The 25,601-nt window shown below is 41.7% G+C and carries 16 protein-coding genes; 8 read left to right on the forward strand and 8 right to left on the reverse strand.

The window, feature by feature from the left end:
• Nucleotides 1-131 precede the first annotated feature (131 nt).
• The 3 genes from GJV22_RS19180 to accC form a co-directional block, all read right to left on the reverse strand.
• The gene (locus GJV22_RS19180; RefSeq protein ID WP_163717651.1) at nt 132-1,667 is read right to left on the reverse strand and encodes an acyl-CoA carboxylase subunit beta; all 1,536 of its coding nucleotides are present in this window, start codon (nt 1,665-1,667) and stop codon (nt 132-134) included.
• A 92-nt stretch (nt 1,668-1,759) separates the two neighbouring features.
• Nucleotides 1,760-2,269, reverse strand: a complete 510-nt coding sequence (locus GJV22_RS19185) for an acetyl-CoA carboxylase biotin carboxyl carrier protein subunit (protein WP_163717652.1) — start codon at nt 2,267-2,269, stop codon at nt 1,760-1,762.
• Between the two features lie 11 nt (nt 2,270-2,280).
• Nucleotides 2,281-3,795, reverse strand: coding sequence for an acetyl-CoA carboxylase biotin carboxylase subunit (gene accC, locus GJV22_RS19190; protein ID WP_163717654.1), 1,515 nt, complete (start codon nt 3,793-3,795; stop codon nt 2,281-2,283).
• 287 nt (nt 3,796-4,082) lie between these two features.
• On the opposite strand from accC, the gene GJV22_RS19195 reads away from it, so the two are divergent.
• From GJV22_RS19195 to GJV22_RS19210, 4 genes are all read left to right on the forward strand, one after another.
• Entirely contained in the window at nt 4,083-6,614 is a 2,532-nt protein-coding gene (locus tag GJV22_RS19195; RefSeq protein ID WP_205461962.1) for a DUF5916 domain-containing protein, read from the forward strand.
• Nucleotides 6,615-6,704: 90 nt separating this feature from the next.
• A complete protein-coding gene (locus GJV22_RS19200; protein WP_163717657.1) occupies nt 6,705-8,045 on the forward strand; it encodes an MATE family efflux transporter in 1,341 nt (446 codons plus the stop codon).
• A gap of 441 nt (nt 8,046-8,486) precedes the next feature.
• Entirely contained in the window at nt 8,487-9,536 is a 1,050-nt protein-coding gene (gene trhO / locus GJV22_RS19205; protein WP_163717659.1) for an oxygen-dependent tRNA uridine(34) hydroxylase TrhO, read from the forward strand.
• Nucleotides 9,529-10,530, forward strand: coding sequence for a tRNA dihydrouridine synthase (locus tag GJV22_RS19210; RefSeq protein WP_163717661.1), 1,002 nt, complete (start codon nt 9,529-9,531; stop codon nt 10,528-10,530). The genes trhO and GJV22_RS19210 overlap by 8 nt, the downstream gene beginning before the upstream one ends.
• Here GJV22_RS19210 and GJV22_RS19215 read toward each other — a convergent pair.
• From GJV22_RS19215 to trhA, 3 genes are all read right to left on the reverse strand, one after another.
• Nucleotides 10,527-10,883 carry a NifB/NifX family molybdenum-iron cluster-binding protein gene (locus GJV22_RS19215; protein WP_163717663.1) on the reverse strand — a complete coding sequence of 119 codons (357 nt, stop codon included), beginning with the start codon at nt 10,881-10,883 and terminating at the stop codon, nt 10,527-10,529. The genes GJV22_RS19210 and GJV22_RS19215 overlap by 4 nt on opposite strands.
• A 210-nt stretch (nt 10,884-11,093) precedes the next feature.
• Nucleotides 11,094-11,462, reverse strand: coding sequence for a methionine-R-sulfoxide reductase (locus GJV22_RS19220; RefSeq protein ID WP_163717665.1), 369 nt, complete (start codon nt 11,460-11,462; stop codon nt 11,094-11,096).
• A gap of 133 nt (nt 11,463-11,595) precedes the next feature.
• Nucleotides 11,596-12,243, reverse strand: coding sequence for a PAQR family membrane homeostasis protein TrhA (gene trhA, locus GJV22_RS19225; RefSeq protein ID WP_163717667.1), 648 nt, complete (start codon nt 12,241-12,243; stop codon nt 11,596-11,598).
• Between the two features lie 243 nt (nt 12,244-12,486).
• On the opposite strand from trhA, the gene GJV22_RS19230 reads away from it, so the two are divergent.
• The 4 genes from GJV22_RS19230 (at nt 12,487) to GJV22_RS19245 (ending at nt 19,432) form a co-directional block, all read left to right on the forward strand.
• Nucleotides 12,487-13,077, forward strand: a complete 591-nt coding sequence (locus GJV22_RS19230; RefSeq protein WP_163717669.1) for an RNA polymerase sigma-70 factor — start codon at nt 12,487-12,489, stop codon at nt 13,075-13,077.
• Nucleotides 13,078-13,163: 86 nt separating this feature from the next.
• Complete coding sequence (locus GJV22_RS19235; protein ID WP_163717671.1) at nt 13,164-14,180, forward strand: FecR family protein; 1,017 nt, start codon at nt 13,164-13,166, stop codon at nt 14,178-14,180.
• A gap of 184 nt (nt 14,181-14,364) precedes the next feature.
• Nucleotides 14,365-17,673 carry a TonB-dependent receptor gene (locus GJV22_RS19240; protein WP_205461963.1) on the forward strand — a complete coding sequence of 1,103 codons (3,309 nt, stop codon included), beginning with the start codon at nt 14,365-14,367 and terminating at the stop codon, nt 17,671-17,673.
• Nucleotides 17,674-17,689: 16 nt separating this feature from the next.
• Entirely contained in the window at nt 17,690-19,432 is a 1,743-nt protein-coding gene (locus tag GJV22_RS19245) for a RagB/SusD family nutrient uptake outer membrane protein (protein ID WP_163717673.1), read from the forward strand.
• Between the two features lie 524 nt (nt 19,433-19,956).
• On the opposite strand, the gene GJV22_RS19250 is transcribed toward GJV22_RS19245, so the two are convergent.
• The gene (locus GJV22_RS19250; protein WP_163717675.1) at nt 19,957-21,126 is read right to left on the reverse strand and encodes a glycoside hydrolase family 43 protein; all 1,170 of its coding nucleotides are present in this window, start codon (nt 21,124-21,126) and stop codon (nt 19,957-19,959) included.
• 231 nt (nt 21,127-21,357) lie between these two features.
• Nucleotides 21,358-25,506: a two-component regulator propeller domain-containing protein gene (locus tag GJV22_RS19255; RefSeq protein ID WP_163717677.1), complete on the reverse strand. Its 4,149-nt coding sequence runs from the start codon at nt 25,504-25,506 to the stop codon at nt 21,358-21,360.
• Nucleotides 25,507-25,601 lie beyond the last annotated feature (95 nt).

The raw sequence follows: 25,601 nt of genomic DNA on the forward strand, positions 1-25,601 counted from the left end.
TTATTTTAATTGCGATGCCGAAAATAATAAATTGTAAGCAAGTGACCTTAACAGAAGCCTTAAAAATGCTTAACAGGAAGCTTCGGCAGGAAATAAAAAAAGCCTCTTGCGATGAAGAGGCTTTTGGATATTTATAAAGGAATGTTTCCGTGTTTTCGGGGAAGGTTCGACTTCCGTTTGTTGTGCGTCATATCCAGTGCACTGATAATTTTCTTCCGGGTATCTTTCGGGTAGATAATCTCGTCGATATAACCTAAAGAAGCAGCTCGGTATGGGTTGGCAAAAGCGTCTCGATATTCTTCAACAGCTTTTGTTTTTTCTTCAGCCGATTTGATATCTCTTCTCAGGATATTAATGGCTCCTTCCGGCCCCATTACCGCAATCTCGGCGGTTGGATAAGCATAATTTACATCGGCCCCAATGTGCTTGCTAGACATCACATCGTAAGCACCACCATAAGCTTTGCGCGTGATCAAAGTGATTTTTGGTACTGTTGCTTCAGCAAAAGCATAAAGTAACTTGGCACCATGCTTGATGATTCCACCGAATTCCTGTGTTGTGCCAGGTAAGAATCCTGGAACATCAACTAAGGTGACAATAGGAATATTGAAGGCATCGCAGAAGCGAACAAAACGCGCTGCTTTTGCCGATGAGTTAATATCGAGTACTCCGGCAAGGCTGGCTGGCTGATTGGCGACGATACCTACCGAACGTCCACCAAAACGGGCAAATCCAATAATGATGTTTGTCGCGTAATGTGGTTGAACCTCCAGGAAATGTTCATCATCTACGATCTTATAAACGATGTCTTTCATGTCGTACGGTCTGTTCGGATCGACCGGAACAATTGTATTCAGTTCTTCTTCTTCGCGATCGATCGGGTCGGTACACGGAATTTCTTCCGGTTCCTCCATGTTGTTCAACGGAAGAAAGCTCATTAGTTCGCGAACCATCATTAGGGTTTGCTCTTCGTTTTCTCCGTTAAAGTGAGCAACCCCACTTTTGCTGGTGTGCGTAACCGCTCCTCCGAGTTCTTCCTTACTCACGTCTTCGTGAGTTACTGTTTTAATGACTTCCGGTCCGGTAACGAACATGTGGCTGGTTTCATTGACCATGAAAATAAAGTCAGTCAACGCAGGTGAGTATACGGCACCACCGGCGCAGGGTCCCAAAACAACACTGATTTGAGGAATGACCCCACTCGAAAGTACATTGTTGTAAAAAATATCGGCATAACCAGCCAACGATTGAACACCTTCCTGGATACGGGCGCCACCTGAGTCGTTCAATCCGATCAGCGGTTTACCCATTTTTACAGCCAATTCCTGAATTTTTACAATTTTATCGGCATTGGTTCGGCTCATACTTCCGCCAAAAACCGTGAAATCCTGAGCGAAAACATAAACCAGACGACCGTTAATTTTGCCATAGCCAGTTACGACACCATCGCCCGGAATCTTGGATTTGTCCATCCCAAAATCGGTCGCGCGGTGAGTGACCAGTTTGTCAATTTCGTTGAATGTTCCCGGGTCAAGCAATTCCAGGATTCGTTCACGGGCCGTCTTTTTACCGCCGGCATGTTGTTTGTCAATACGTTCCTGGCCTCCGCCAATTTCCGCTTGTTTATTTATTGTTTCAAAAAAATCAAATTTTGCTTTTAAGTCCATAGTTCTTTTAATTTGTTACAGAAACTATTCATGTAATGTTTGTTGCTCTTCCGTGCCTCGGAAGATGTGTTTATCGAAAAATGATTGTGCCTTTAATCAATTTCAATGAGCACTTGGTTTGAATCGACGGTGTCTCCGGCTTTTACGTTCACTTTTTTTACGACCCCGTCCAAAGCAGCTTTGTATTCACTTTCCATTTTCATGGCAGAAATAATGACTGCAGTTTGTCCTTTGGCAACTTCCTGTCCGGCTTCAACCAGAACCTTCACGATCTTTCCGGGCATAGGAGCTGTAATTTTCTTTTCACTTTGGACCATTACACCATCACCGCGGTTGCGAATGTAACGGGCTTCAGCATCAATTACTTCGAGGTCGAATGTGTCGTAAAGCGTATAGGCTGTGTAGGCCTTCTTTTTGGTCGACGGCACGAGGGTAATGTTGTGGGAGCGGTTGTTTTCCAAAATAGAAAAAGTCCCTTCATCATTGTGCATCAAATCAACCAGGTAGACTCGATCGTCTACCATAATTTCAAGTAGATTTTCGTTTTGGTTCAGTACTTTGACTTTCGCAATACGATCATCTAATTTTACATCAATTGGCATAATAGGTCTTTTTAAAGTCTGTCGAAATTCTTTTGATAGCTGTATTTTTTCCAACGGTTTTCAACCGGATTCAACTGTTTAGTTGGGATGACTTTGTTTAAGCGGTTGATGTAATCAATGTAGGTTGCAATGATTACCATGTCTTGCGACACGATATCACAAGCGCCGCTATCCAACAACTTTTCTCTGTTTTTTTCAATGTAGTTGGTATCGTAATCTCCGTTCCTAAAATCTTCGGAATCCATAATACGCTCCAAAAACTTGATCGATGTTTTTACACCGGTAATTTTGTATTCGTACAAAGCACGCCGCATACGCTGTATGGCCTCTTCCCGGTTGTTTGCCCAAATAATTAACTTGGAAATCATAGGGTCGTAGTGGATTGGGATTTCATACCCTTCGTAAACATAACCGTCGGTACGAACGCCAAGCCCTAGTGGTTCTGTAATGTTGTGGATACGTCCGGCACTCGGCATGAAGTTGTTATCAGAATCTTCGGCATAAATCCGGCACTCAATAGCATGTCCTTTCTGACGGAGATCGTCCTGTTTTAACAGCAGTTCCCGTCCTTCTGCAACAAAGATTTGTTGCTTTACAAGGTCTACTCCGGTAACACGTTCTGTAATCGGATGTTCTACCTGAAGACGGGTGTTCATCTCCAGAAAATAGTAGTTCAGGTTGTTATCAACCAAGAACTCAATAGTACCGGCGCCCATATAATTAACTGCTTTTGCTGCGTTTACAGCATCCCTTCCCATTTTCTCTCGCAATTCCGGAGTCATCAATGGGGAAGGAGTTTCTTCAACCATTTTTTGGTGGCGGCGTTGAATGGAACACTCGCGCTCAAATAAATGAATAACGTTTCCGTGTTCATCACCCAATACCTGGAATTCGATGTGGTGGGGCGAACTCACATACTTTTCAATGTAAACGGCATCGTCTCCAAAAGCAGCTAATGCTTCAGAACGAGCAGCTTGCACAGAGGAAAGAATTTCACTTTCTTCTTTAACTAGGCGCATCCCTTTACCACCACCACCGGCGGATGCTTTGATCATAACCGGTAACCCGATTTTTCCGATGGTTTTCAATGCTTCGTCTTCCGATGAAATTGCTTCAGTTGTTCCCGGAACGACCGGAACGCTCGCTGCAATCATGGCCTTACGAGCCTGAATTTTATCCCCCATTTTGATAATTACCTCAGGAGAGGGACCAATGAAAATAATGTTGTTTTCAGAGCATAATCGGGCAAATTCCGAATTTTCAGATAAAAAGCCGTAACCAGGATGAATGGCATCGGCTTTTGACTTCAACGCTACCTCGATAATTTTATCGGCTCTTAGGTAACTTTCTTTTGATGGAGCTGGTCCGATGTAATAGGCTTCGTCTGCATAGCGCACATGCATCGAAGTACGGTCGGCATCAGAAAAAACAGCTACAGTAGCAATATCCATCTCACGGCAGGTGCGCATGATTCTGACTGCTATTTCACCCCGGTTAGCCACCAGGATTTTGTTGATTTTTCCCATAACTTGGTTTTAATACTATAAATATCTAGATATTAAAAAATAATAAAGCTATTTAAATTGTACAACATTAAACCATGTTTGTTTAAAAAAGTTTATTCCGGTTAATTCGATTTATCAACTATCTGAGTGTAAATTATTTTATCGAATAGTTGATGCATTTGTTAAATTATTTATATTTGTGAATATTCTAAACTAAAATTATGTTTGTGCGTGGTTGTTTGGTAAGCACTGTTGCTTTTTTCCTAACTTTTACCAATTGTTTTAGCCAGGATCAGATAACGTATAAGTTGTCAACTGATTCCTTGGTTAATCGCTACGCTAGTGAGAAAAAAACCTATTCGACCTTCAAAATTGATGATCGGATTAAGATTGACGGTGACTTAGACGAATTATGTTGGTCAGTTGCTCGCTGGGATGACAGTTTTGTTCAGCAACAACCCTTACAAGCTAAACAACCTTCACAAAAAACAGAAGTAGCTTTGTGCTACGATGAGGACAATTTGTATGTCGGCATCAGGTGTTTTGACAATGATTCGAAGGGAATCCGATCTATTTTAAGCAGACGAGACGAATATAGCGGAGACATGATTGGAATTGCGTTGGATACTTACGCAGATAACCGAACTGCCTTTGAATTTGATGTGACTGCTGCAGGACAGAAAATAGATCTGATGCACTTAGGTGCTCAAGAGGCCGATTATAATTGGGATGCTATTTGGGATGCCAAAACAAACATACAAGATAGTTTGTGGACGGCAGAAATACGGATCCCGTTTAGCCAACTTCGCTTTGCGAAATCTGATGAGCAGACTTGGGGGATGCATATTTGGCGATACATCGATCGTTCGGGGGAAGAGATTCATTGGAAACTGATCCCGGTTGATGCTCCGGCCACGGTATATTTGTTTGGTGAACTTAATGGGGTCAAAAATATCGGGCAGAAGCGAAAAATTGAGTTGCTGCCTTATGGCAATGTCAAGTATTCGCCAAATACAGATTTAAAGGAAAAATGGAAGTTTGGGGCTGGTTTGGATGGTAAAATTGGTTTGTCTTCTGACTTTACCATGGATTTTACGATTAACCCGGACTTCGGACAGGTGGAAGCAGACCCCTCAATTTTATCACTGAATACCTATGAAGTTTTTTACGATGAAAAAAGACCATTCTTTTTAGAAGGGAACAATGTTCTGAATTATTCATCGGGTCGCGATCTTCTGTTTTACTCCCGTCGGATCGGACATGCGCCCAGTTTGGAGCCAAGTGTGGTTGACGGCGAAACCTTATCGATTCCGGACAATACCTCGATATTGAGTGCGATTAAGCTTACCGGTAAAAGCAAAGATGGCTTGTCAGTCGGTTTTCTGCATAGTTTGACAGGCAAAGAAACCGCCTCGGTATATAATACTGATAGCGTTACTGATTATGCAGTGGAGCCGCTGACAAATTACACCGTTGGCCGGATAAAGCAGGATTTTAATGACGGGAACACGGTTTTGGGTGGAATGATTACCTCCGTTAATCGCAACATCAACGATAGTTTATTGTCATTCTTGCCGAATTCATCGCTAACCGGAGGACTTGATTTTGTGCACAACTGGAGGAAGCGGAAGTATTTTATAGATATGAAAAGCTTTTTTAGCCAGGTGAAAGGTTCTGAAGAAGCGATCAGTGATTTGCAGCAGTCTTCGCAGCATTATTATCAGCGGCCCGATGCAGATCACCTGGAATATGATGATACGCGGAAGCAGCTTTCGGGACATGGGGGTGAAGTGAGAGGCGGAAAGCGCAGTGGTAAATTTCGGGCAATTGGTTCTTTTAGCTGGCGTTCACCGGGGATCGATCTCAATGATATTGGCTACATGTACCAGGCCGATTATCTGGAAGAATCAGTTGAACTGCGTTACCTGGTTAATAAACCCAAAGGAATCATGAGGAACTATTGGCTTCGGTTGACGCAAAGTGCGAACTGGAGTTACGGAGGAGAGCAGACGAAGCAGGAAATTGGCTCGCACGCCTACATGCGCTTTAAAAATTTGTGGAGCATTCATCTAAATTTGGAACGTGACTACGATATTTTCGATACCCGAGAGTTACGTGGTGGACCAATACTATATAAAGAGCCAACTTGGGACAGTGAGATTTTTATTCAATCGAATCCATCGAAGGATTTATTTGCTGCTGGCGGTACCAGGTTTATTTGGGGCGACGATAAAATTTCATTACGAAATATAAATACCTTCTACCTTTTGTGGCGTTTGGGTGAAAACTTGAGTTTGTCATCGAAGACCGTTTATCAAACCAACACCGACTATCATCAATATGCAGGAAGAGTTAAATTGCCGGATGGTAATCCTGGGTATATTGTTGGTCAAGTTGATCAGAAAACGCTGGAATCGACTTTGAGGCTTGAGTATTTTATTACTCCGGAATTTTCGTTGCAATATTATGCATCTCCCTATGCATCGATTGGGAAGTATAAAGATTTTCGGCGGGTTAATATTGGAAGTAGCCGTGATTTGAATGAACGATATATCAATTTGGCCGGCAGTTTAGATGATGATATTTATACTTTCACAGAGGAAAATAATGGCTCGTACCGGATGTACAATCCCGATTTTACCTTCAAAGAGTTTAATTCCAATTTAGTGGCCCGCTGGGAATTCCGTGCAGGTTCAACTTTTTACTTCGTTTGGAATAATACCATCTCTGATTATCAACGCGGTTATGATCCCTCGCTTGGCAACGTATTTAGCGATATTTTTGGAGCCGATTCGCAAAATGTCTTTATGTTGAAATTTACTTACTGGTTTGCTTTATAAGAACTTCAACTAGTTTACTTTTGCACCAAATTCATTGCCATGAGTGCATTGAAACATTCTGATTGTCTTAATTTCTGAAAAAATATCTCAGTGAATTTAAAAGCATACTTCCCGATTTACAGGAAGAATCTAACACTTGCGATTCCTGTTATTCTGTCTCAGGTAGGTCAGGTAACTGTTTCGCTAGTCGATAATATGATGGTTGGGCATTCCGGTACTACGGAGCTTGCAGCAGCGTCTTTTTCCAACAGTATATTTATACTTGGTATGTTGATGGGGATGGGAATGGCGATGGGGGTCACACCAATGGTAGGTCGTTTTTTCAACAAGAAAGATGAATCGCAGGTAGCCAGCTATTTGAAAAACGGTTTGATTCTTCATGCCATCACAGCTGTTATTTTGCTTATGATTATGGTTGGCGTAGCTTTTTTGCTGGGCCGAATGGGACAACCCCAAGAGGTGGCAGATATGGCTTTTCCATATTTCCTTGTTTTGGTCGCTTCTATTTTTCCGCTTCTTATATTTTACTCGTGCAAACAGTTTTTGGAAGGGATGGGCAATACAAAAGTCGCTATGGTGATTACTTTAAGCACCAACCTGGTAAATGTCGTGTTGAACTACTTCCTGATTTTTGGTAAATTCGGATTCCCCGAATTGGGGCTATTGGGGGCTGGCATTGCAACCTTTATTGCACGTTTGATGATGCCATTTATGATTTTTGCTTTTATGTGGCATCATCCTTCATTTCGAAGGATTTCGAGGATTGCCCGTCAAGCGAAAGTTGAAGTAGCAAAGTTACGGGAGCTCTTGAATATTGGATTTCCAATTGGAACGCAAATCGTTGTTGAGGTGCTAACCTTTAGTGTTGGGGCCGTAATGATGGGATGGATTGGGAAAGAACAGTTAGCTGCTCACCAGGTTGCCATTGGCATGGCATCCTTCACGTACATGATAAGTTTAGGGGTGGGGGCTTCAACAACCATCCATGTTAGTCACGAATTTGGTGTTAATAATTTTAAATTAATTCGCCGGTTAATATCAGCCGCATTACACCTCATTGTGCTGTTCATGTCGACAATGGGCATACTGTTTATTTTATTCAGAAGCGAACTTCCATGGATGTTTACTGAGGATAAGGCAGTAATTGAAGTTGCTGCGAATTTGCTGATAATCGCTGCTCTTTTCCAAATTTTCGATGGTATTCAGGTTGCCTTGTTATCCGTTCTTCGGGGATTGTCAGATGTTAAAATGCCCATGTTCTTAGCATTTTTGTCGTATTCCGTTATCGGTCTGCCCATAAGCTATTTATGTGCTTTTCAATTTGGATTCGGATCTATAGGAGTGTGGATCGGCTTTTTATTCGGATTGGCTGCGGCAGCTTCTTTATTTGCTTACCGTCTTCGAAAATTATTGCTTAAACTGGAATCTTGAGGGGATAAAAAAAAAGGCGGGTTACCATCGTCATGATAACCCGTTGTCCATAATTTAGTTTAGTTAGATCAGAAAATAGATATTGGTTTAAAGAGAAAAGGTATCAGATAAATGATTTATTCATAAGCCATTGATTTCTCAAATGCCTTGCTAATATAGCAACATTTTCTGAGTTGCGTTAAAAAATCCTTAAAATTTCTTAATAAGTGGTAATGGTTAGCTATTTTTCGCTTTGTAAAACATTGGGATTCAAATGTTACAAATGAGAAACATGTTGTAGAATATATGATTGATTTGACTCTATTATTGACTGTTTTATGTTGAATTGACACATGGGAACGCGAAAAATGATGGTATTTGTTAAATTTTATCAAGAGCAGATATAATGATCTTATATTCTTTAAACTGAAAAAATTATCTTTGCCATCAAAAAGAGGAATTATGCAATTGTATAATAAGTACAATAAAGAAGAGTTAATCAAACGGTTGCACGAGGAGACATTTGAGCGGACAACAATTTCTTTTTATCGTTATGTCCGAATTGATGATCCTCAAAGTTTTCGGGATGAACTGTATCAGGAATGGTTTCAATCGAATTGCTTCGGTCGGATTTATGTTGCCCGAGAAGGGATTAATGCACAAATGAGTGTTCCTTCTCAACATTTGGGAAACTTTCTTCAGTGTATGAACAATCGCCCCGAGTTACAGGAAATGCCAATCAAATATGCTGTTGAAGACAATGGCAAATCATTTTATAAACTAACGATTAAAGTACGGCCGAAGATTGTAGCTGATGGCTTGGACGATCAGGCATTCGATGTGACCAATGTTGGTCGTCATTTGTCGGCCACCGAATTTCACGAGCAAATCGGCAATCCGGAGATTTTGGTAGTCGACATGCGCAACCATTACGAAAGTGAGATTGGGCATTTTGAAGGGGCCATTTGCCCGGAAGCGGATACTTTTCGCGAAGAAATTGATATGGTTGTTGACCAGCTTAAAGAAGAGAAGGAACGCAAAATATTACTTTACTGTACCGGTGGTGTCCGTTGCGAAAAAGCCAGCGCTTATCTAAAGCACCACGGTTTTCAGGATGTGAACCAATTGCACGGTGGTATTATTGAATACGCACAGCAAATTAAGAGGCTAAACTTAAAGTCGAAATTTGTAGGAAAGAACTTTGTTTTTGATGATCGCCTTGGTGAATCAATTTCCGGAGAGGTTATTGCGCATTGTCACCAATGTGGGCGAAAATGTGATACCCATACCAACTGTACAAATAATTTATGCCACATTCTATTTATCCAGTGCCCTGAATGTGCGGCGCAGTATGAGGGGTGCTGTAGTGATGAATGTAAAACAGCTATGCACGCGCCAGCCGAAGAACGTGATTTGTATGTTCAAGCATTTCAGCGTAAGTTTGGCAACCGAAAAGCATTCCGTAAAGGATTAGCCCAGAAGATTGAACAGTTTGATTTACGCTATGAGTAGTTTTTGGAACGACATAAAAAAGCCCATTTTGGCGCTTGCCCCAATGGAAGATGTAACAGACACTTCCTTTCGTGAATTGGTTGCCAGGATTTCAGATCCGCAATGCCTGCATATTCTCTTTACTGAGTTTACTGCTGTTGACGGCATGAATCACCCGGTGGGGAAGGAGCGCGTGTCGGAACGGCTAATAGTAAGTGAGTCGGAACGTAAAATATTGGCTGAAAAAGGAATTAAACTGGTTGCACAGATTTGGGGTAATAAGCCGGAAGTCTTTCATAAGGTTGCCTGCGAAATTACCGAAGAATATGATTTCGACGGTATAGACCTTAATATGGGGTGTCCGGTAAAAAATGTCGTGAAACAAGGATCTTGCAGTGCATTGATTGATCAGCCTACCTTAGCCCAGGAAATCATCTTAGCCACAAAAGAAGCGACCCATTTGCCCGTATCTGTTAAAACCCGGACAGGGATCAGACAACACGATACTGACCGTTGGATTTCGCAAGTACTCGAGACAAAACCGGCGGCAATCACTTTGCATGGTCGTATTCAAAAACAACAATCAGATGGTTTGGCCGATTGGAATGAAATTGCCAAAGGTGCCCGTTTGCGCGATGAATTAGCTCCGGAGATTCCTTTCTTGGGTAATGGAGATGTTTTATCGTACCAGCAAGCTTGTGACTACACCAAAGAATATGGTTTGGATGGGGTAATGATTGGGCGTGGGATCTTCCACAATCCTTGGTTTTTCAACCCGGAAGAACGAGCGTATTCAAAAGAAGAGAAGTTGCAACAGTTAATTCTCCATACCCGTTTGTTCGAACGGAATTGGAGCGGAAAAAGGAATTTCAATATCCTGAAGCGTTTCTATAAGATATACACCAGTGGTTTTCCGGGAGCATCAAAAATGCGAGCTGAGCTAATGAACGCCAACGGTTATGATGAGGTTTATCAACTCGTCGGCGCTCATGTAGATTGTTCGGTATATAACTAATGAGAGCACTCGTCATGCTCTGTACAAATCGTGAAGTTGGATAAATAGTCTTTGCGGATGTATTTGTCCAATGCCTCTTCAACAGAGCATTTAAATCCTGCGATTACTTCAATATTTTGAAACTTAAGCTTGCGGATGGCACCTTCGCCAATGCCAGAAGCCAGCATGACGTTTACGTTGTGCGTCGCTAATTCTTCTGCTAAATTCGATTTGCAACCACATTCTTTCGAAGTGGTGAGCTTGCTGGTAGCAACAATTTCATTCTTTTCACTCAACTCGTAAATGGTAAAATACTCACAGTGGCCAAAATGATTGTCTACTTGGTTCTCTCTTGTCGGGATTGCTATTTTCATGTCAATTCGTGTTTATTTAGAACTAAAGTTCAGTATTTATGATGCAAATATAAAGAACTAAAGTTCAAAAAATAGTGTTTAGAACTGAAAATGACTAAATTTAACGGAGTGGTTAGATTGAAGAAAGAATTGCAATCCAAAACCAAAGCACCCAATTTTGAATGGATGCTTTGTTTTTGGATCGTTTGTGAGATGTAGCAGTGTTTTCTTTTATTTCTCCTTTTTGGGTTCAAAGTTCAGCGAAACCGAATTCACACAATGGCGGGTGTTTTTTTCCGTCAATCGTTCACCATAAAAAACATGTCCTAAATGGCCGCCGCAATTGGCACAGGTAATTTCTGTTCTCCGGCCATCAGCATCAACAGTCTTTTTTACGGCTCCTGGAATTTCGTCGTCAAAGCTTGGCCAACCGCAGCCGGAATCAAACTTGTCGTTTGATTTATAAAGTGGAGCATCACATTGTTTACATGTGTAGGTTCCATCTTCGTGAAAGTTGTAATATTTGCCGGTAAAAGGTCTTTCTGTGCCTTTACTTTGAATTACATAGCGTTCAAAATCATTTAACTGATTGTATTCCATATTGTCTTTTTTATATTTGTTCGTGTGCGCAGGCTGATAGACTAAAAGCTACGGACAGGAAAAGAGCGACTGTCTCGTCGCGCTTATTCATAGGACAAACTGGTGAAGCTTTTTGTTTGAGAAGAACCTTTTTTTAAATGGGGAGGAGGTAAAGAAAGGCGAAGAAATGACATACGGAGCCTCCGAGAATGAAAAAGTGAAAGACCAAGTGGAAGAATGGCACTTTCGGGAACAGGTAAAAAATGGCGCCGGTCGTATAACTTAAACCTCCAGCCAGTAAAAACCAGAGCGAGGTTTTAGGTACACTGTGAATCATGGGAGCCGCAGCAACAACGACCAGCCAGCCCATAATAATATACAAGAGTGTTGAGATATTTCTCCAGCGAGGTTTGTAAAACCACATTTTAAATACGATTCCGGCGATAGCGAGCGACCAAATCAGTCCGAAAAGTGTCCAGCCTACCCAACCACGTAAGGATGTTAAGGTGATTGGAGTATACGAACCGGCAATTAGAATATAAATTGCTGAGTGGTCGAATTTATTCAGTTTTTCTTTCAGCCGGGGTTTTTTCACCCCGTGGTAAAGCGTCGATGCAAGATAAAGCAGGATCATACTGACACCAAAAACAGAGAAACTAATGATGTGCCAGATATTTCCATAAATCGCTCCAAAAACATTCAGCAACACCACTCCGACAATTGCAAGGGCAACGCCAAACCCGTGAGAAATGCTATTGGCAATTTCTTCGATCTTCTTCAACTTTAACTTTTTGTATCTCATTGTTGCATTTCTTTTCCCGGTTGTGGTTCCAAAAATAGTGAATCAGCAACAGTTTTTGATCTTCTGTGGAAAACTAATATTTAGTACTTTACTCTATCTGTTTGATTTGTAGTTTGATAATCATTGTTGACGGATATCTTCTTGAAAGGCTTTATTCGTTTGGGGAAAATGCATTAAGTTTGCGGGGGTATCAGAGAGTGGATTTGTTAGGTTTATCACTAAATAAAATAGAGATTTCGAATCTTGAGCGTAAAATCGATATATCAAAACGACCAGGAGATTCTTGGTAAAATAGCGAATGGTGACTTAAAAGCCTATCGGTATTTATTCGATACCTATTTCCCGGATCTTTGTAATTTCTTGCTTATTTACTTGCGAAATAGAGCTTTTGCCGAAGAAGTAGCTCTTGAAATATTCACTGTTCTTTGGGAGAAAAGAGGACAGATCGAAATCCGTTCAAGTGTAAAGGCTTATTTATTTACTGCAGCCAAGAATCGCGCAATCAGTATTTTTCGTCGAACGAAACAGCACATTTTTACCAGTTTGGAAATTGAAGATCAAGCAGCTTTAGCAGATTCCGACTCTCAAGTATTCCTTGAAAACAAAGAGCTTCGGCAAATTATTGAAGAGGCTGTCGCAGCGTTGCCCGAGCAGAGTCGCAAAATTTATCAAATGGCATGGGAGGAAAATCTTTCCCACAAAGAGATCGCCCAACAACTGGGATTAAGTCCTAAAACAGTTGAAAATCATGTCGGAATTGCTCTCCGAAAACTGCGTACCCAATTACAGCCACACTATAAGCATATTTTCATGCTCTGGATTACAGTCTTTTAACTGATCCGGAAAATAATTTCACATTTTTTTCGAAATAGATTGAGGGAATTTTTCTTCAACGACGTCATATCAGCAACAGAACGATTATGAAAGAAACTCAAACACCATGGGATGCGATCGGAGCTTATCTGAATGATAAGTCGGATAAAGACAGCGAAGCCACCATTAAAGCATGGTTAAATGAGTCTTCAGATAATATCCAGCTATTGAAGGAGATTATCGACACCCGACTCATTTCACAACAAACTCGGGAGTTTTACCAACCCGACAATGATAAACTATGGGGGGAGTTGATGACACGCATTCAACCCGAATCACAAAAAGAAAGTCCGAAAAAAATATCACTTCATATTTTGAAATATGTGGCAGTTGCAGCCGCTATTGTATTCGCTTTTTTTAGCGGCAAATGGTATTTCACGACAAGCAGTGTTTCCTCATCTGTGAATCAAATGGCTTATTCTACCGTCATGACAGAACCAGGACAACGTACTCATGCTGTTTTGCCTGATGGAACAAAGGTTTGGCTTAATTCCGGCTCGGAATTAAAATATGCGTCTGACTTCAATACTCAGAATAGAGATGTATTTATATCGGGAGAATGTTATTTTGAAGTTACGAAAAGTAAAACTTCCCCTTTTGTTGTACATGCGAAGGATATCAATGTGAAAGTATTCGGAACTCATTTCAATGTGAAAGAGGGCCGTTCAGATGCAAGTTCGGAGGTTGTGTTAGTTGAAGGAAAAGTACAAGTCCTTACGTCCGAAAATAAATCGCTAACATATTTAGCGCCCGGGGAGAAATTACTTTTTAAGGATCATGCCTTTCAAGTAAAGAGGATACAGAATCCTTTGGCCTCGATTTCATGGACCAACGGCGTTTTGAATTTCAATGATATGCCATTTGGTGATGTCGTTGATTACCTGGAAAGTTGGTATGGAGTTACAATTCACTTACAGCAGGCTCTGTATCAAAATCATCACTATACTTTTAAAGTAAAAACTGAAAGTTTACACGAAGTGTTGGACTTAATTTCGGTGATTACGCCCATTCAGTATAAAATTGAAGGAGAACATGTATTTATAAATTCGAAAGAAGAGTCTTAAAATAAAACAGGAAAGGCGGCCACCTTTCCTGCATATCATCAATTGTTAAATCGAATCTGAATTATCTCGCATACCGCTAAATATGAATGTAATTCCGATTCATAACTGATCTTGTAAAACTATGAAAAAAAAACGATTGAATTCGTGCCGGAGTAATCTGTGTACAAGAAAAATGCTTTTATCTATGAAGCTTACAGTACTTTTAACTTTGCTCACAACACTGTCCGTGTTTGGAGGGAGTTTTGCTCAAAACTCAAAATTGAATCTGAAAATTCAGAATCGTCAAATCAAAGATGTTTTGAACGAGATTGAGAATCAATCTAATTACTCATTTATGTACGACAACAAACAGGTTGACGTTGAGCGACATGTGAGTCTGGACGTTCAAGGAGAAAGCCTTGACGAAGTACTAATGAACATTTTTGAAGGAACTAACGTGACTTACAAAGTCATTGATCGACATATTATGTTGGTGACTCAGGATAGTCCAAAAGTAATGAGGCAAGCAAGCAATGTTACAGGGACGGTCGTTTCGGCAACCGGCGAACCGCTACCGGGTGTTACCATTGTTATTAAAGGGACAAACATTGGAACGATCACTGATTTTGATGGTAATTTCAGTTTGAAAGATGTCAGTTCTTCTGATGTTTTGGTGTTCAGTTTCATCGGTATGGTTTCTCAGGAGATACCGGTTGGAACTCAGTCCACATTTGCCATTGTCTTAGAGGAAGAAACGGTAGGCGTTGACGAGGTTGTTGTAATCGGTTATGGTACAACTTCCAGAAAAGATTTTACCGGATCTGTTTCCAGAGTCGATATGGAAAATTCTCCTTTAGCATTAACCCCACGTACCGATGTATCAGATGCGTTGAGAGCTGTAGTGCCTGGTATGACAGTTTCACAGCAGCAAGGGGCAGGACAATCACCTTCCATTCTGGTAAGGGGACAAAAGTCGATTAATTCGAGTGCTACGTCTCCTTTAATCGTGTTGGATGGCGTTATTTTCATGGGAGATATGAGAGATATTGACCCGTCAACAATTGAAGATATTACAGTGTTAAAGGATGCGACCTCAGTGGCGGCTTATGGTTCACGGGCAGCTAATGGAGTGGTTGTTATAACTACCAAATCAGGGAAAAAGGGAAAGCCGGTTATTAACTTTAATAGTTCAGTTGGTATTTCTCAGGTAATTAATAAAGCCGATGTTTTAAGCCCGGAAAATTGGGTTCGTAAAGTTAACCTGTTGCAGGGATTAGATGAAGATGCTGATCCTACTAGCTGGATGTCTCAGTTTGAAGCCGAGAATTATGCTCAGGGTAAAACAATTGATTGGCAAGACTACGTTTCACGTACCGGCGTAACACAAAATTATGCTCTTTCAGTATCCGGAGCTAATGAGAAGTCTAATTATTATATGGCTGCGTCGTACAATAATACAGAGGGTGTTCTTATTGGCGACGACTATTCTCGCATCGCGTTAACTTCCAGGTTAAACACCAATATCACAGATTGGCTGGAAGTGGGCGGTAATATTAATTTCAGCGTTAACGATTATTCAGGACCAACAAATTACAATATTTATCAGTCGATCAGACTGACCCCATATGGACGTGCTTACCGGGACGAAGAAAACGGATTGTTAGAGAAATTCCCCGCTACTGAAGGAATCTACCGGACGAATCCTTTGTGGTCTGTGGAAAGTAATATGATCGACGACAATGATATGTATTATACGACCGTTTTAGACGGGCATATGTTGGTTGATATTCCATGGATAAAAGGGTTGAGCTACAGAATGAATTATTCTTATACCCTTAAAAATGTAGAACGCGATTATTTTACGCATGAAGGATACTACGTTTTGGAAGGTACCTCAGATGATCGGTATTCGGCATCTAGCTTATCTAACTTTTTAACCAGTGCAAACGGTTATAGTGCCCGAACAAAAAGTGTCGGTTGGGTATGGGATAACATCATTAATTATAAGCAAGCCTTTGGAAAACACTACATTAATTTCACAGGCGTATATACACGCGACTCGTATGATTATAAATATAAACGCGTAGACGGCTCTGATTTCTCCGATTTAGGTAATACCGAATTAGGGTACAACGGTCTGACTTACGCGAAAACACAAACGATTAACTCATTCAATAATACCCTGAAAACGAATATTGGCTATTTGGCCCGTATCAATTATAACTACGCCGACAAATATCACTTAACGACTTCTGTAAGAAGGGACGGATCTTCTGTTTTCGGTGAAAATTCGAAATGGGGGACCTTCTATTCGTTAGGACTGGGATGGACAGTTACCAATGAAGGGTTTATGGAAGATGTGGATAAAGTTGATTACTTAAAGCTAAAACTTTCATGGGGACAGAATGGTAATCAGTCGTTAAGTCCTTATCAAACACTTTCAACATTGACTTTGGGACAAGCAGGTGGGTATAGCTATCCTTTCGGAAACACCTCAGAGGTATCATGGGGACAGCGTATTGCTGCACTTGGAAATACTGATTTAGGTTGGGAGAAAACTTCAGCTATTAATACTGGTTTCGAGCTAACGATGTTTAAAAATAAGATCAGCTTGAATACCGATTTCTATGTTTCCCAAACGACCAATCAAATTTTTGAACGGAATATCCCGGTAATGGGAAATGGTATTACCTCAATTGATGCAACCTTAGGACAGGTAAATAACTGGGGGCTTGAAGCAACGTTGACGACTACAAATGTGAAAAATTCCAAGATCGAATGGACTTCTTCGTTAACGTACTATTTGAATCGAAATAAACTAAAAGAGTTATACGGAGACGGGAATGACGATATTTCAAATAGCCTGTTCTTAGGAGAATCACTTGGCGCAATTTATGGTTACAAACCAATTGGCATTGTTCAGGAAGATGATGCAGAATACATGAATATTACGGGAGCTGTTCCCGGCGATGTGAAATTTTACGATAGAGAAGGCGACGGAATTGATGCCAACGACCGTGTCATTCTGGGGTATAATAAAGATAATTTCAGAATGTCGTTTGCCAATACTGTCAGATACAAAGGCTTCGAGCTTTATGCATTGTTATCAGGTGTGTTTGGAGGAAACGGATACTATCAGTCATCAAATATCTATGCTTACCGGACTGCAAGTGATGTGGTATTCGATAATAACTTTAATCATGGCTGGTGGACTGCGGAAAATAAGAGCGATAAATATCCTCGCATTGGTTATACTGACGGACGCTACAATCCATTGCAATCGCGCGGGTTTGTTCGCTTACAGAACGTGAGTCTGTCTTATACGTTTGATCAGTTGTGGGTGAAGGCATTAAACTTAAGCAATTTCAGAGTTTACGCTTCAGCAACAAATTTATTCACAATCACTGGATGGGAAGGCGGAGATCCTGAAACAGGACAGACTTTAGGAAGTGGATATTCCTATGGTTATCCGTTGTCATCTACCTATTCTTTCGGATTAAGTTTAACGTTTTAATTAAAAGAAGATCATAATGAAAACAAAGATATTTTTCCAGCTTAGTTTAGGGCTTTTATTGTTGCTCTTTATTAATGCATGTAACGATGAGGACTTCTTAACTGAAGAGCCAGAAACCTTTTATACGACCGAAAACTCTTATAATACAGCATCACAAGTAGATGCAAGTGTCACCAATATGTATGTACACATTCGGTATTGGTTTCAAAATAATTACTTCATGAAAGGGCAGGGAACAGACTTGCTGGATACTCCATACTGGAGATGTAGTGGAAACGGTTACTCAAATTTTAGTTCATGGAGTTCTGAGTACGGATCGGTAAGAGATGTCTGGAATGCTTTCTACCAGCTTGTAAGTTATGCCAATCAAACACTTGAAGGAGCTGAGTCGAGTAATTTTACATGGGATAATCTGGATGACTACAACTATGTTATTGCCCAATCTAAGTTTTTCCGGGGTTTTGCATATATGACATTGGCCGAGTTGTACGGAGGAGTTCCTCTTGTTGATGAGTTTTACACAACACCCAAATATGACTTTGTTCGTTCCTCACGCGAGGAAACATATCATTTTGCAATTAACGATCTGCTGGCAGCTTTAGATGGCATGCCTGATTATCCAAGTGAAGCAGGGCGTGTAGCTAAAGGTGCAACATGTCACTATCTGTCGGAAGCCTATCTTGGATTGGCCAACGAATTGGATGATAATACGGCCTATCTTGATTCATCAATTTACTATGCCAGCGAAGCGATTAATTTGCATAGTTTAATGACCAGTCGTTTCGGATCGAGATCAAATCCTAACGGAGGAGCTGCGATGAATGGCGTTGAAGCTTATTACGAAGATGGTGATGTGTTTTTTGATCTTTTCCAACGTGGTAATTTGGACTATGAAGAAGGAAATACCGAAGCGCTTTGGACCCTTGAGAATGACTACGATGTTTATTTAGCCTATGGCGGAAACAATTATCTGGCCTATCCTCGTGAATTTTCACCGGTATTGCGGAATGCTTTTTGGGACGCTGACCATAAGGAACAAAATGCCAGTCCATGGTTGTCGTTGATCGACGCTTATGTTGGTGGTCGCGGTGTATCCAGTATCAGACCGACAGAATATGTTGTGAATGATGTTTGGCAGGGTGATTTTGCAGAAGACATCCGGAACTCCGGCACAAATATTAGACGTGAATTCATGTGTATGGATCCGACGTCGTCTTATTATGGAGATACCGTCAGCTTGGATATGTTGGATCAGACAACCCTGGAACGCTTATATCCAATCTGGACTAAGTTAGCACCCGTTGACGATTGGGGTTACGAAGACCTGTCAGATGGAGGTAACCGCTCCAACATGTATCGCGACGAATATGCTTGCCGTTTGGCAGAAACTTATTTGTTGCGGGCTGAAGCCTATTTTAGAAAAGGAAGTAGTGACCTGGCTGCAGCCGACATCAATGTGTTAAGAGCTCGTGCACAATGTACGTATATGGCGACATCAGCTGATATTTCAATCGATTTTATTCTGGATGAGCGTACACGCGAATTATTTTCCGAAGAACGGAGATGGTGTACCTTGTTAAGGATGGGTGACAATGTAGCCATTGAGCGTATCTCAAAATACTCGTATTATGCAGGTTCCGAAAGTTCCTATTTCCAAGGTACCAGTGCAGTACCAGGTGGATGGAGCTTATTTCCAATTCCACAATCAACCATTGATGCGAACCTGGATGTAGAACTGGAACAAAATACAGGTTGGTAAAAGACAACGAAATTAGATTGATCCGCTCTCTTTCTATTCACAAGGATTAATGGAATTGCAGATCAACTATCGATTTTATTCATTGAAATGAAAGGCTGTTCGAAGAAATTCGGGCAGCCTTTCTGTTTTGTTAGGGGTATAATAAGTCGATTGAACTACAAAAATAGACATGATTCCGCCTGTTTCTGGTCAGAATGCGTCGTTCCCGCGTTCAAAAGCACGACGCTTTAGACAGAACCCGTCATGCTTTCAGCGCAAAGAACAACGCTGCATGCTGAAACCGTCATCCTTTCAGCGTAAAGAACAACGCAACATGCTGAAACCGTCCTGGTTTCAACGCAAAGAATGACGCAATTGACTGAACCCGTCACGCTTTCAGTCAAAAGAAGGGGGCAATTTGAAGCTTTTGAGCGTGTCCAATGGTAATGCTTACCAAATGGTGTCAAAAAAGAAGCTCCCAAATTCTTGCGAATGTGAGAGCTCTCCATCAATGTATGTAAAAATCTAACTAAAACTTTCAGTCTTTAATTGTCGAAGACGGACAGGTCCCAGTCTTCGGCCCATTTGATCGTTGGTTTTCCAGCTACAAACTGAATAGGGAGCCAAATGTAACGGCCGTCAATCGGATTCTTCGGTGTCCAGCGGTCACCCATGTAAATGAAAGCGTCTTCTTTACCCTGAACAGGTAAAATATAGGTGCTTTGCGAATGGAAAGTCAAGTCAGCATCCTCGCCAACACACGGATTGCCCATCGACTCCCAAGGTCCCCAAATTGATTTGGCTTCGAACAGGCGGGCTGCATTCGGATCCCAACCGGTACATCCGGAAGCCATCAGGTAATAGGTGCCGTCCTTCTTGAAAAGGGCAGGAGCCTCGTTGTGTCCGGCCGGAAAAATGCGAATATATTTCCCCGTGAAATCCTGGTAATCGTCCGTTAACTCCGAGATGTGCAGAGTCAGGTTATCTTCCGAAGCATGAATGTGATATGCTTTGCCATCATCGTCGACAAAAAGCTGCATATCGCGTGCCATTTGGCCACCTTCAAATTCCCGTTGCAAAAACATGCCTTCATCGATCGCTTTGTACCAATCGGGAGTCCACCATTTCAATTCCGGGTCATACTCCTTTGTTTTCAGTTCTTCCGAATAATCTACCGGCCATTCCTGCGCATTCGGACGCAGTGATTTGACGAATGTATAGGGTCCGGTTGCTTTATCGCTCACGGCCAGAGCTGTTCTGGCAGCACCGTAACCCTGACCTTTTAATTCCAGGTGGAACCACATCACAAATTTGCCTGTCATTTCATTGTAAATCACTTTGGGACGTTCGATCACGGCACCTTTTTCAATGTCGGAACCTGCCTCATTTGAAACCGGGAGGGCAATGCCTTCATTTTTCCAGTTATAAAGATCGGTCGACGAATAACAGCTCACTCCGACCTGGGCTGAATTGCCTCCTTTTCCGGCCGTTTTAAACTCGCCAAACCAGTAATAGGTGTTGTTGTAATATAAAATACCTCCGCCATGTGCGTTGATATGGACGCTGTCTGTGTCAACCCAAATCTCGCCGGGTTTAAAACTGTGATTATATTTCGCAACCTGTTCTTTTGGGCTGCAACTAATCAGGGCAACGATGGCCAATAGGGCCAGCAGTACCGGGAACGTTTTTGACGCTATTGTCGGTTTTACCTTCATCTTTTTTGCTTTTTATGGTTGACTTAAGGAAGAGTCTTGCTTCATACGATTTCCTTTCTGTCGATCTGCTTCTTCCTGTTGTATGAGGACAAACATAGCGTCAAATGCGGAACCTGGTCTTGCAGAAATTTGAAACTTGCTTGCACAAATTCGATTGTTAAACAAAAAAAGCTTCTCCGGACCGGAAAAACTTCTTTTTATTTATGGGATGCTGACTTTGGTGTCGAAATGTTAATCCGCGTCGGAGTTTTTGTCAATATATTCTTTGGGAGTACAACCGTAGAATTCTTTAAAGCACCGGGTAAAATAGGAAGGACTGGTAAAGCCTACCATGTAAATAACTTCCGAAATAGATCGCTTGCGTTGTACCAGCATATCGGCCGCTATTCTAAGTCGCTGATTGCGAATGAATTCCTTCGCCGTTTGGCCGGTCAGTGCTTTTATTTTCCGGTAAACCTGGTTCGGGCTTATTTTGAGTTCGTTGCTGAATGCTTCGACGTCGAAATTAGGGTTATCCAGGTTGTTTTGCACCGATTCCACCGCATTCTTCAGGAAAATCTCATCCAGCGAGGATAACTCAATTGTTTCGGGTTGAAGGATATGCTCTGTCCGAATACGGTCCTGTATTTGCTTTTGTGTTGCCAGTATGTTCTGAATTTTCAGTTTTAACGATACTAAGTTGAAGGGTTTGTAGATGTAATCGACAGCACCCAGTTTCAGTCCTTTTATTTCATCCTCCTGCATGGTTTTTGCCGTCAGGAAAACAACGGGAATGTGTGAAATTGTAATGTCTTTTCTGGTAATGCGGCAGAATTCAAATCCATCCATTTCCGGCATCATAATATCTGTCAGAATCAAATCAGGTATTTCCTTTTTCGCCAGCTCTAAAGCTTCTTTTCCATTGAATGCACGTATGACACGAAATTCGGAGTCGAGGCCCGAGACCAGGAAATCATTGAGATCACCATCGTCCTCCACAATCAGGATGACAGGCTTCTTGCTATTCGCAGCAACAGTTGCGGTGTCCGGCGTTGGGATGTCTGCAGAGGTTGATTCGTTAACCCGGCTTTCTGCGTCTGCTGGCTGTGAAATCTCCAGGTGATTTTTAACAAGCTTCGGGTTCACCGGGATCGAAATTCTAAAGCAACTGCCTTTGCCCATTTCACTTTCAACAGAAATGGTACCTCCATGTTGCTCAACCAATGCTTTTGCCATAAACAGGCCAATCCCGCCGGTGCTCTGCGTTCGAATCTGATTGACTTGGTAGAAGCGCTCGAAGATTTTTTCCCGGTGTTCATCAGCAATGCCAATTCCGCTGTCTTCGACTTCAATAATGACCGATTTACCGGAATCGTCGTTCTCCAATCTTGCCTTTACCGCAATGAAACTGTTGTCGCGGCTGTATTTAAAGGCATTCGAAATGAGATTGAAAATGACCTTTTCCAGTTTGTCGGGATCGACATAAGCAATAATTGCTTCTTTATCGAGCTGAATGGTGAAGTCGATTTTCCGCGATTCGGACATGGGGATAAAGAAACGATAGGTGTCCTGCAACATTTGGCTGATATTGCAGCGCTGCGCAAAAAGCTCATCCAAAACGCCTTTTTCAATTTTCCGGAATTCCATCAGTTGATTAACCAGTCGAAGTAACTTGTTTGCGCTGTTCTCTATTAATTCAGCTTGTTTGGCGGCATAAGCGCTCAAATGTTTGTCCGATGATAATTCCCTGGCGGGTCCTAATATGAGGGTTAACGGAGTTTTTAGCTCATGAGTAATGTCGGTGAAGAAAAATGACTTCAGTTCGTTTAGGCGCATCATCTCTTCCGTTTTCATTTTCTCAAATTTGAGTTTACCTTTTTCCTGTGCCTTTATCAAAGAGAACTTGTTGAAGAAATAAAGTAAGCCGGCAACGAAGAGTCCATAGAAAATGTATGCCCAAATGGTTTCCCACCATGGCGGAGAAATGGCTATTTGGAGTTGTGCATCCTTTTCGCTCCAAAAACCGTCGCTATTTCGGGCTTTAACCTTGAAGGTGTAGCTCCCGTGAGGAATGTTTGTATAGGTTGCCGAATTGTGTGCGCCGATATTGTTCCACTGGTTATCAAAGCCTTCCAGTTTATAGAAATAGGCATTCTTGTTCGGGTTTTTATAATCCATCGCCGAAAAGACAAAGGTTATCATTTTGTCTTTGTAAGATAAGTTCAGTTGATCGGAAAAGGGGACAGTTTTTGTCAGGTTATTCTTTGCCAGGACATCGGGGCTATTGCCGATACTTTCGTTGAAGATCTGAAAGTCGGTAATCACCACTTGAGGGGCTACAGACTTTTTAAACATGCTGTCCGGATAGAAGGTCAGGAATCCGGTTTGGTCGCCAAGGATAAATTGACCATCGTTGAATTCCAAGGCGGTGTTTCGCTCAAAACGAATGTTTTCGTAGTCTTTTGTGAAATACTCTCCGGCAATACTATCGTTTTCAATATTGAATTTTACAAACCCGCGGTATAACCGAACCCATAGATGGCCGGATTCGTCCTCGAGCAGGTTTGTAACAATCTCATTACTTAAATAGTTAACATCCGGATACCCTTTAAATACGGTCGCTTGTTGTCCGTTCTCGGTTGTAATCGATACCTTTTTGTTGAGTCCGGAATTGGTTCCCACCCATAGATTGCCAAAGCTGTCCTGACTGATGGTATTAATTACATTGTCGTTAATGGAATTGGGGTTTGAAGACGAATAAAAATAGTGTTCGAACAAACTGGTTTTCGGGTCAAAACAGTTGAGGCCGTGTTGTGTTCCAATCCAAACTTTGCCCGCATGGTCTTCGAAAATCGTACGAACATTGTTGTCGGTACTGTATTCTGCAGAGTTCCCTGAATTGTAGCTATCCGTACCATAGCTTCCATCCGCATTTTGAAATAGTTTGGCAAAACCATTTTGCAGTGTTCCCACCCAGACGACTCCCGGATATTTGTCCGAAATTGTTATGCTGCTCACTTTGTTGCCGGGAATGGAGGGTGTTGTCTGTTGGTTGAAAATCAGCTTTTTATTTTGATTAAGCAGATAGTCAGCGGTGTAACTATAGTGAAGCAGACCGGCATCTTCTGTCCCTACCCACAAACCGGTAGAGTCAGCGGCCAAGTCAAGAATGGAATTGGACGAATAAACAGTTTCCCCCATTTTATATTCCGGGCGACCGTATTGTTTCCGGAGAACATACTTCCCCTTCGCCAATTCATACTGAAAAAGCTTGTTGTTGGCGCCAATCCATAGTTGGTTGCCGAATTCGGCAAACGTTTTGATATATAATTTCTTTGACGGATCATCTTGATCTTTCGGAAGCGAGTAACGGCTAATCCCACTTTCGACAATCGGCGTTCGGTCGATGGATGCAGCTCCCACCCAGAGAATTCCACTTCGGTCTACAAAGATGGATGAAACACCATTTCCCGATAAACTGGCCGGGTTGTCCGGCTCTTCCATGTATTTAATGAAATGAGCCTGTTTGGGAGCTATGTTTTGTTGGTCAGCTTTCAATAAGCGTAATCCATCGTTCCACGTGCCAATCCATAGGTTGTTAAACTGATCGTAATAAAGTTTTGAAATGACATTGGCATCAATACTACCTTCTCCTGCCCGTGACTGGTAACGGGTAAAATGCAGGTTCTGCCCATCATCAGAAACATCTAACTTGTTCAGCCCGCCACCCCAGGTGCCTACCCAAAGTTGCCCGGAAGAAGACTCTGTGATTTGTGTGATGGTGGAATTACTAAGCGAATTCGGTTCTGATTCAGGTAAATAGCGGAAGAAAGTCCCATTTTCACGGTTGAACTTCATTAGACCGTAGTAAGTAGCCGCCCACAAAATGTTTCGTGAATCGACATGTACATCGCTAACGATGTCGCTTGCCAGGTAGTGTGTTGTTTCACAGGTCGTGGGGTTTAAGTTGAATAGCCCCCCATTCCACGTTCCAATCCAAATCGTATTGTCAGGATCCTCAAAAAGTGATAGAATCCGGTTTTTAAAGGGATAACTTTTCAATTGTCCTGTTTCCGGATTCAGACAATTCAAACCGTTTGATGTACCAATCCAAATGTTTCCTTTTGAATCTTCCATCAACTCAACAATCTCCCGGTTAGAGATAGAGGTGGAGTCGTGAAAATTCGGTTGAAAAGTACTACAGTTGTATCCATCGTACCGATTCAGCCCATTCCACGTTCCGACCCAAATAAAGCCTTTTATGTCTTGTATAATTGTGTTCGCTTTACTGTTGGTAAAACCTTCCTCCATTCCCAGGTGCGAAAAATGAATTTCATTTTGTGCATGTGACAGAAAGGGGAGTATGGACAGTAGAATTATAGACAGGTATTTAAGGCGCATTGTTAAAACATTTTCATGGATAGATTATCTAATCTGATTTCAAAGTAACAAATCCTTTCTGAAATTCTATATGCATCCTCTAGTGGCCCAGGTAT

The organism is Mangrovibacterium lignilyticum, from assembly GCF_010882175.1.
In the GTDB taxonomy this organism is placed as follows: Bacteria; Bacteroidota; Bacteroidia; order Bacteroidales; family Prolixibacteraceae; genus Mangrovibacterium; species Mangrovibacterium lignilyticum.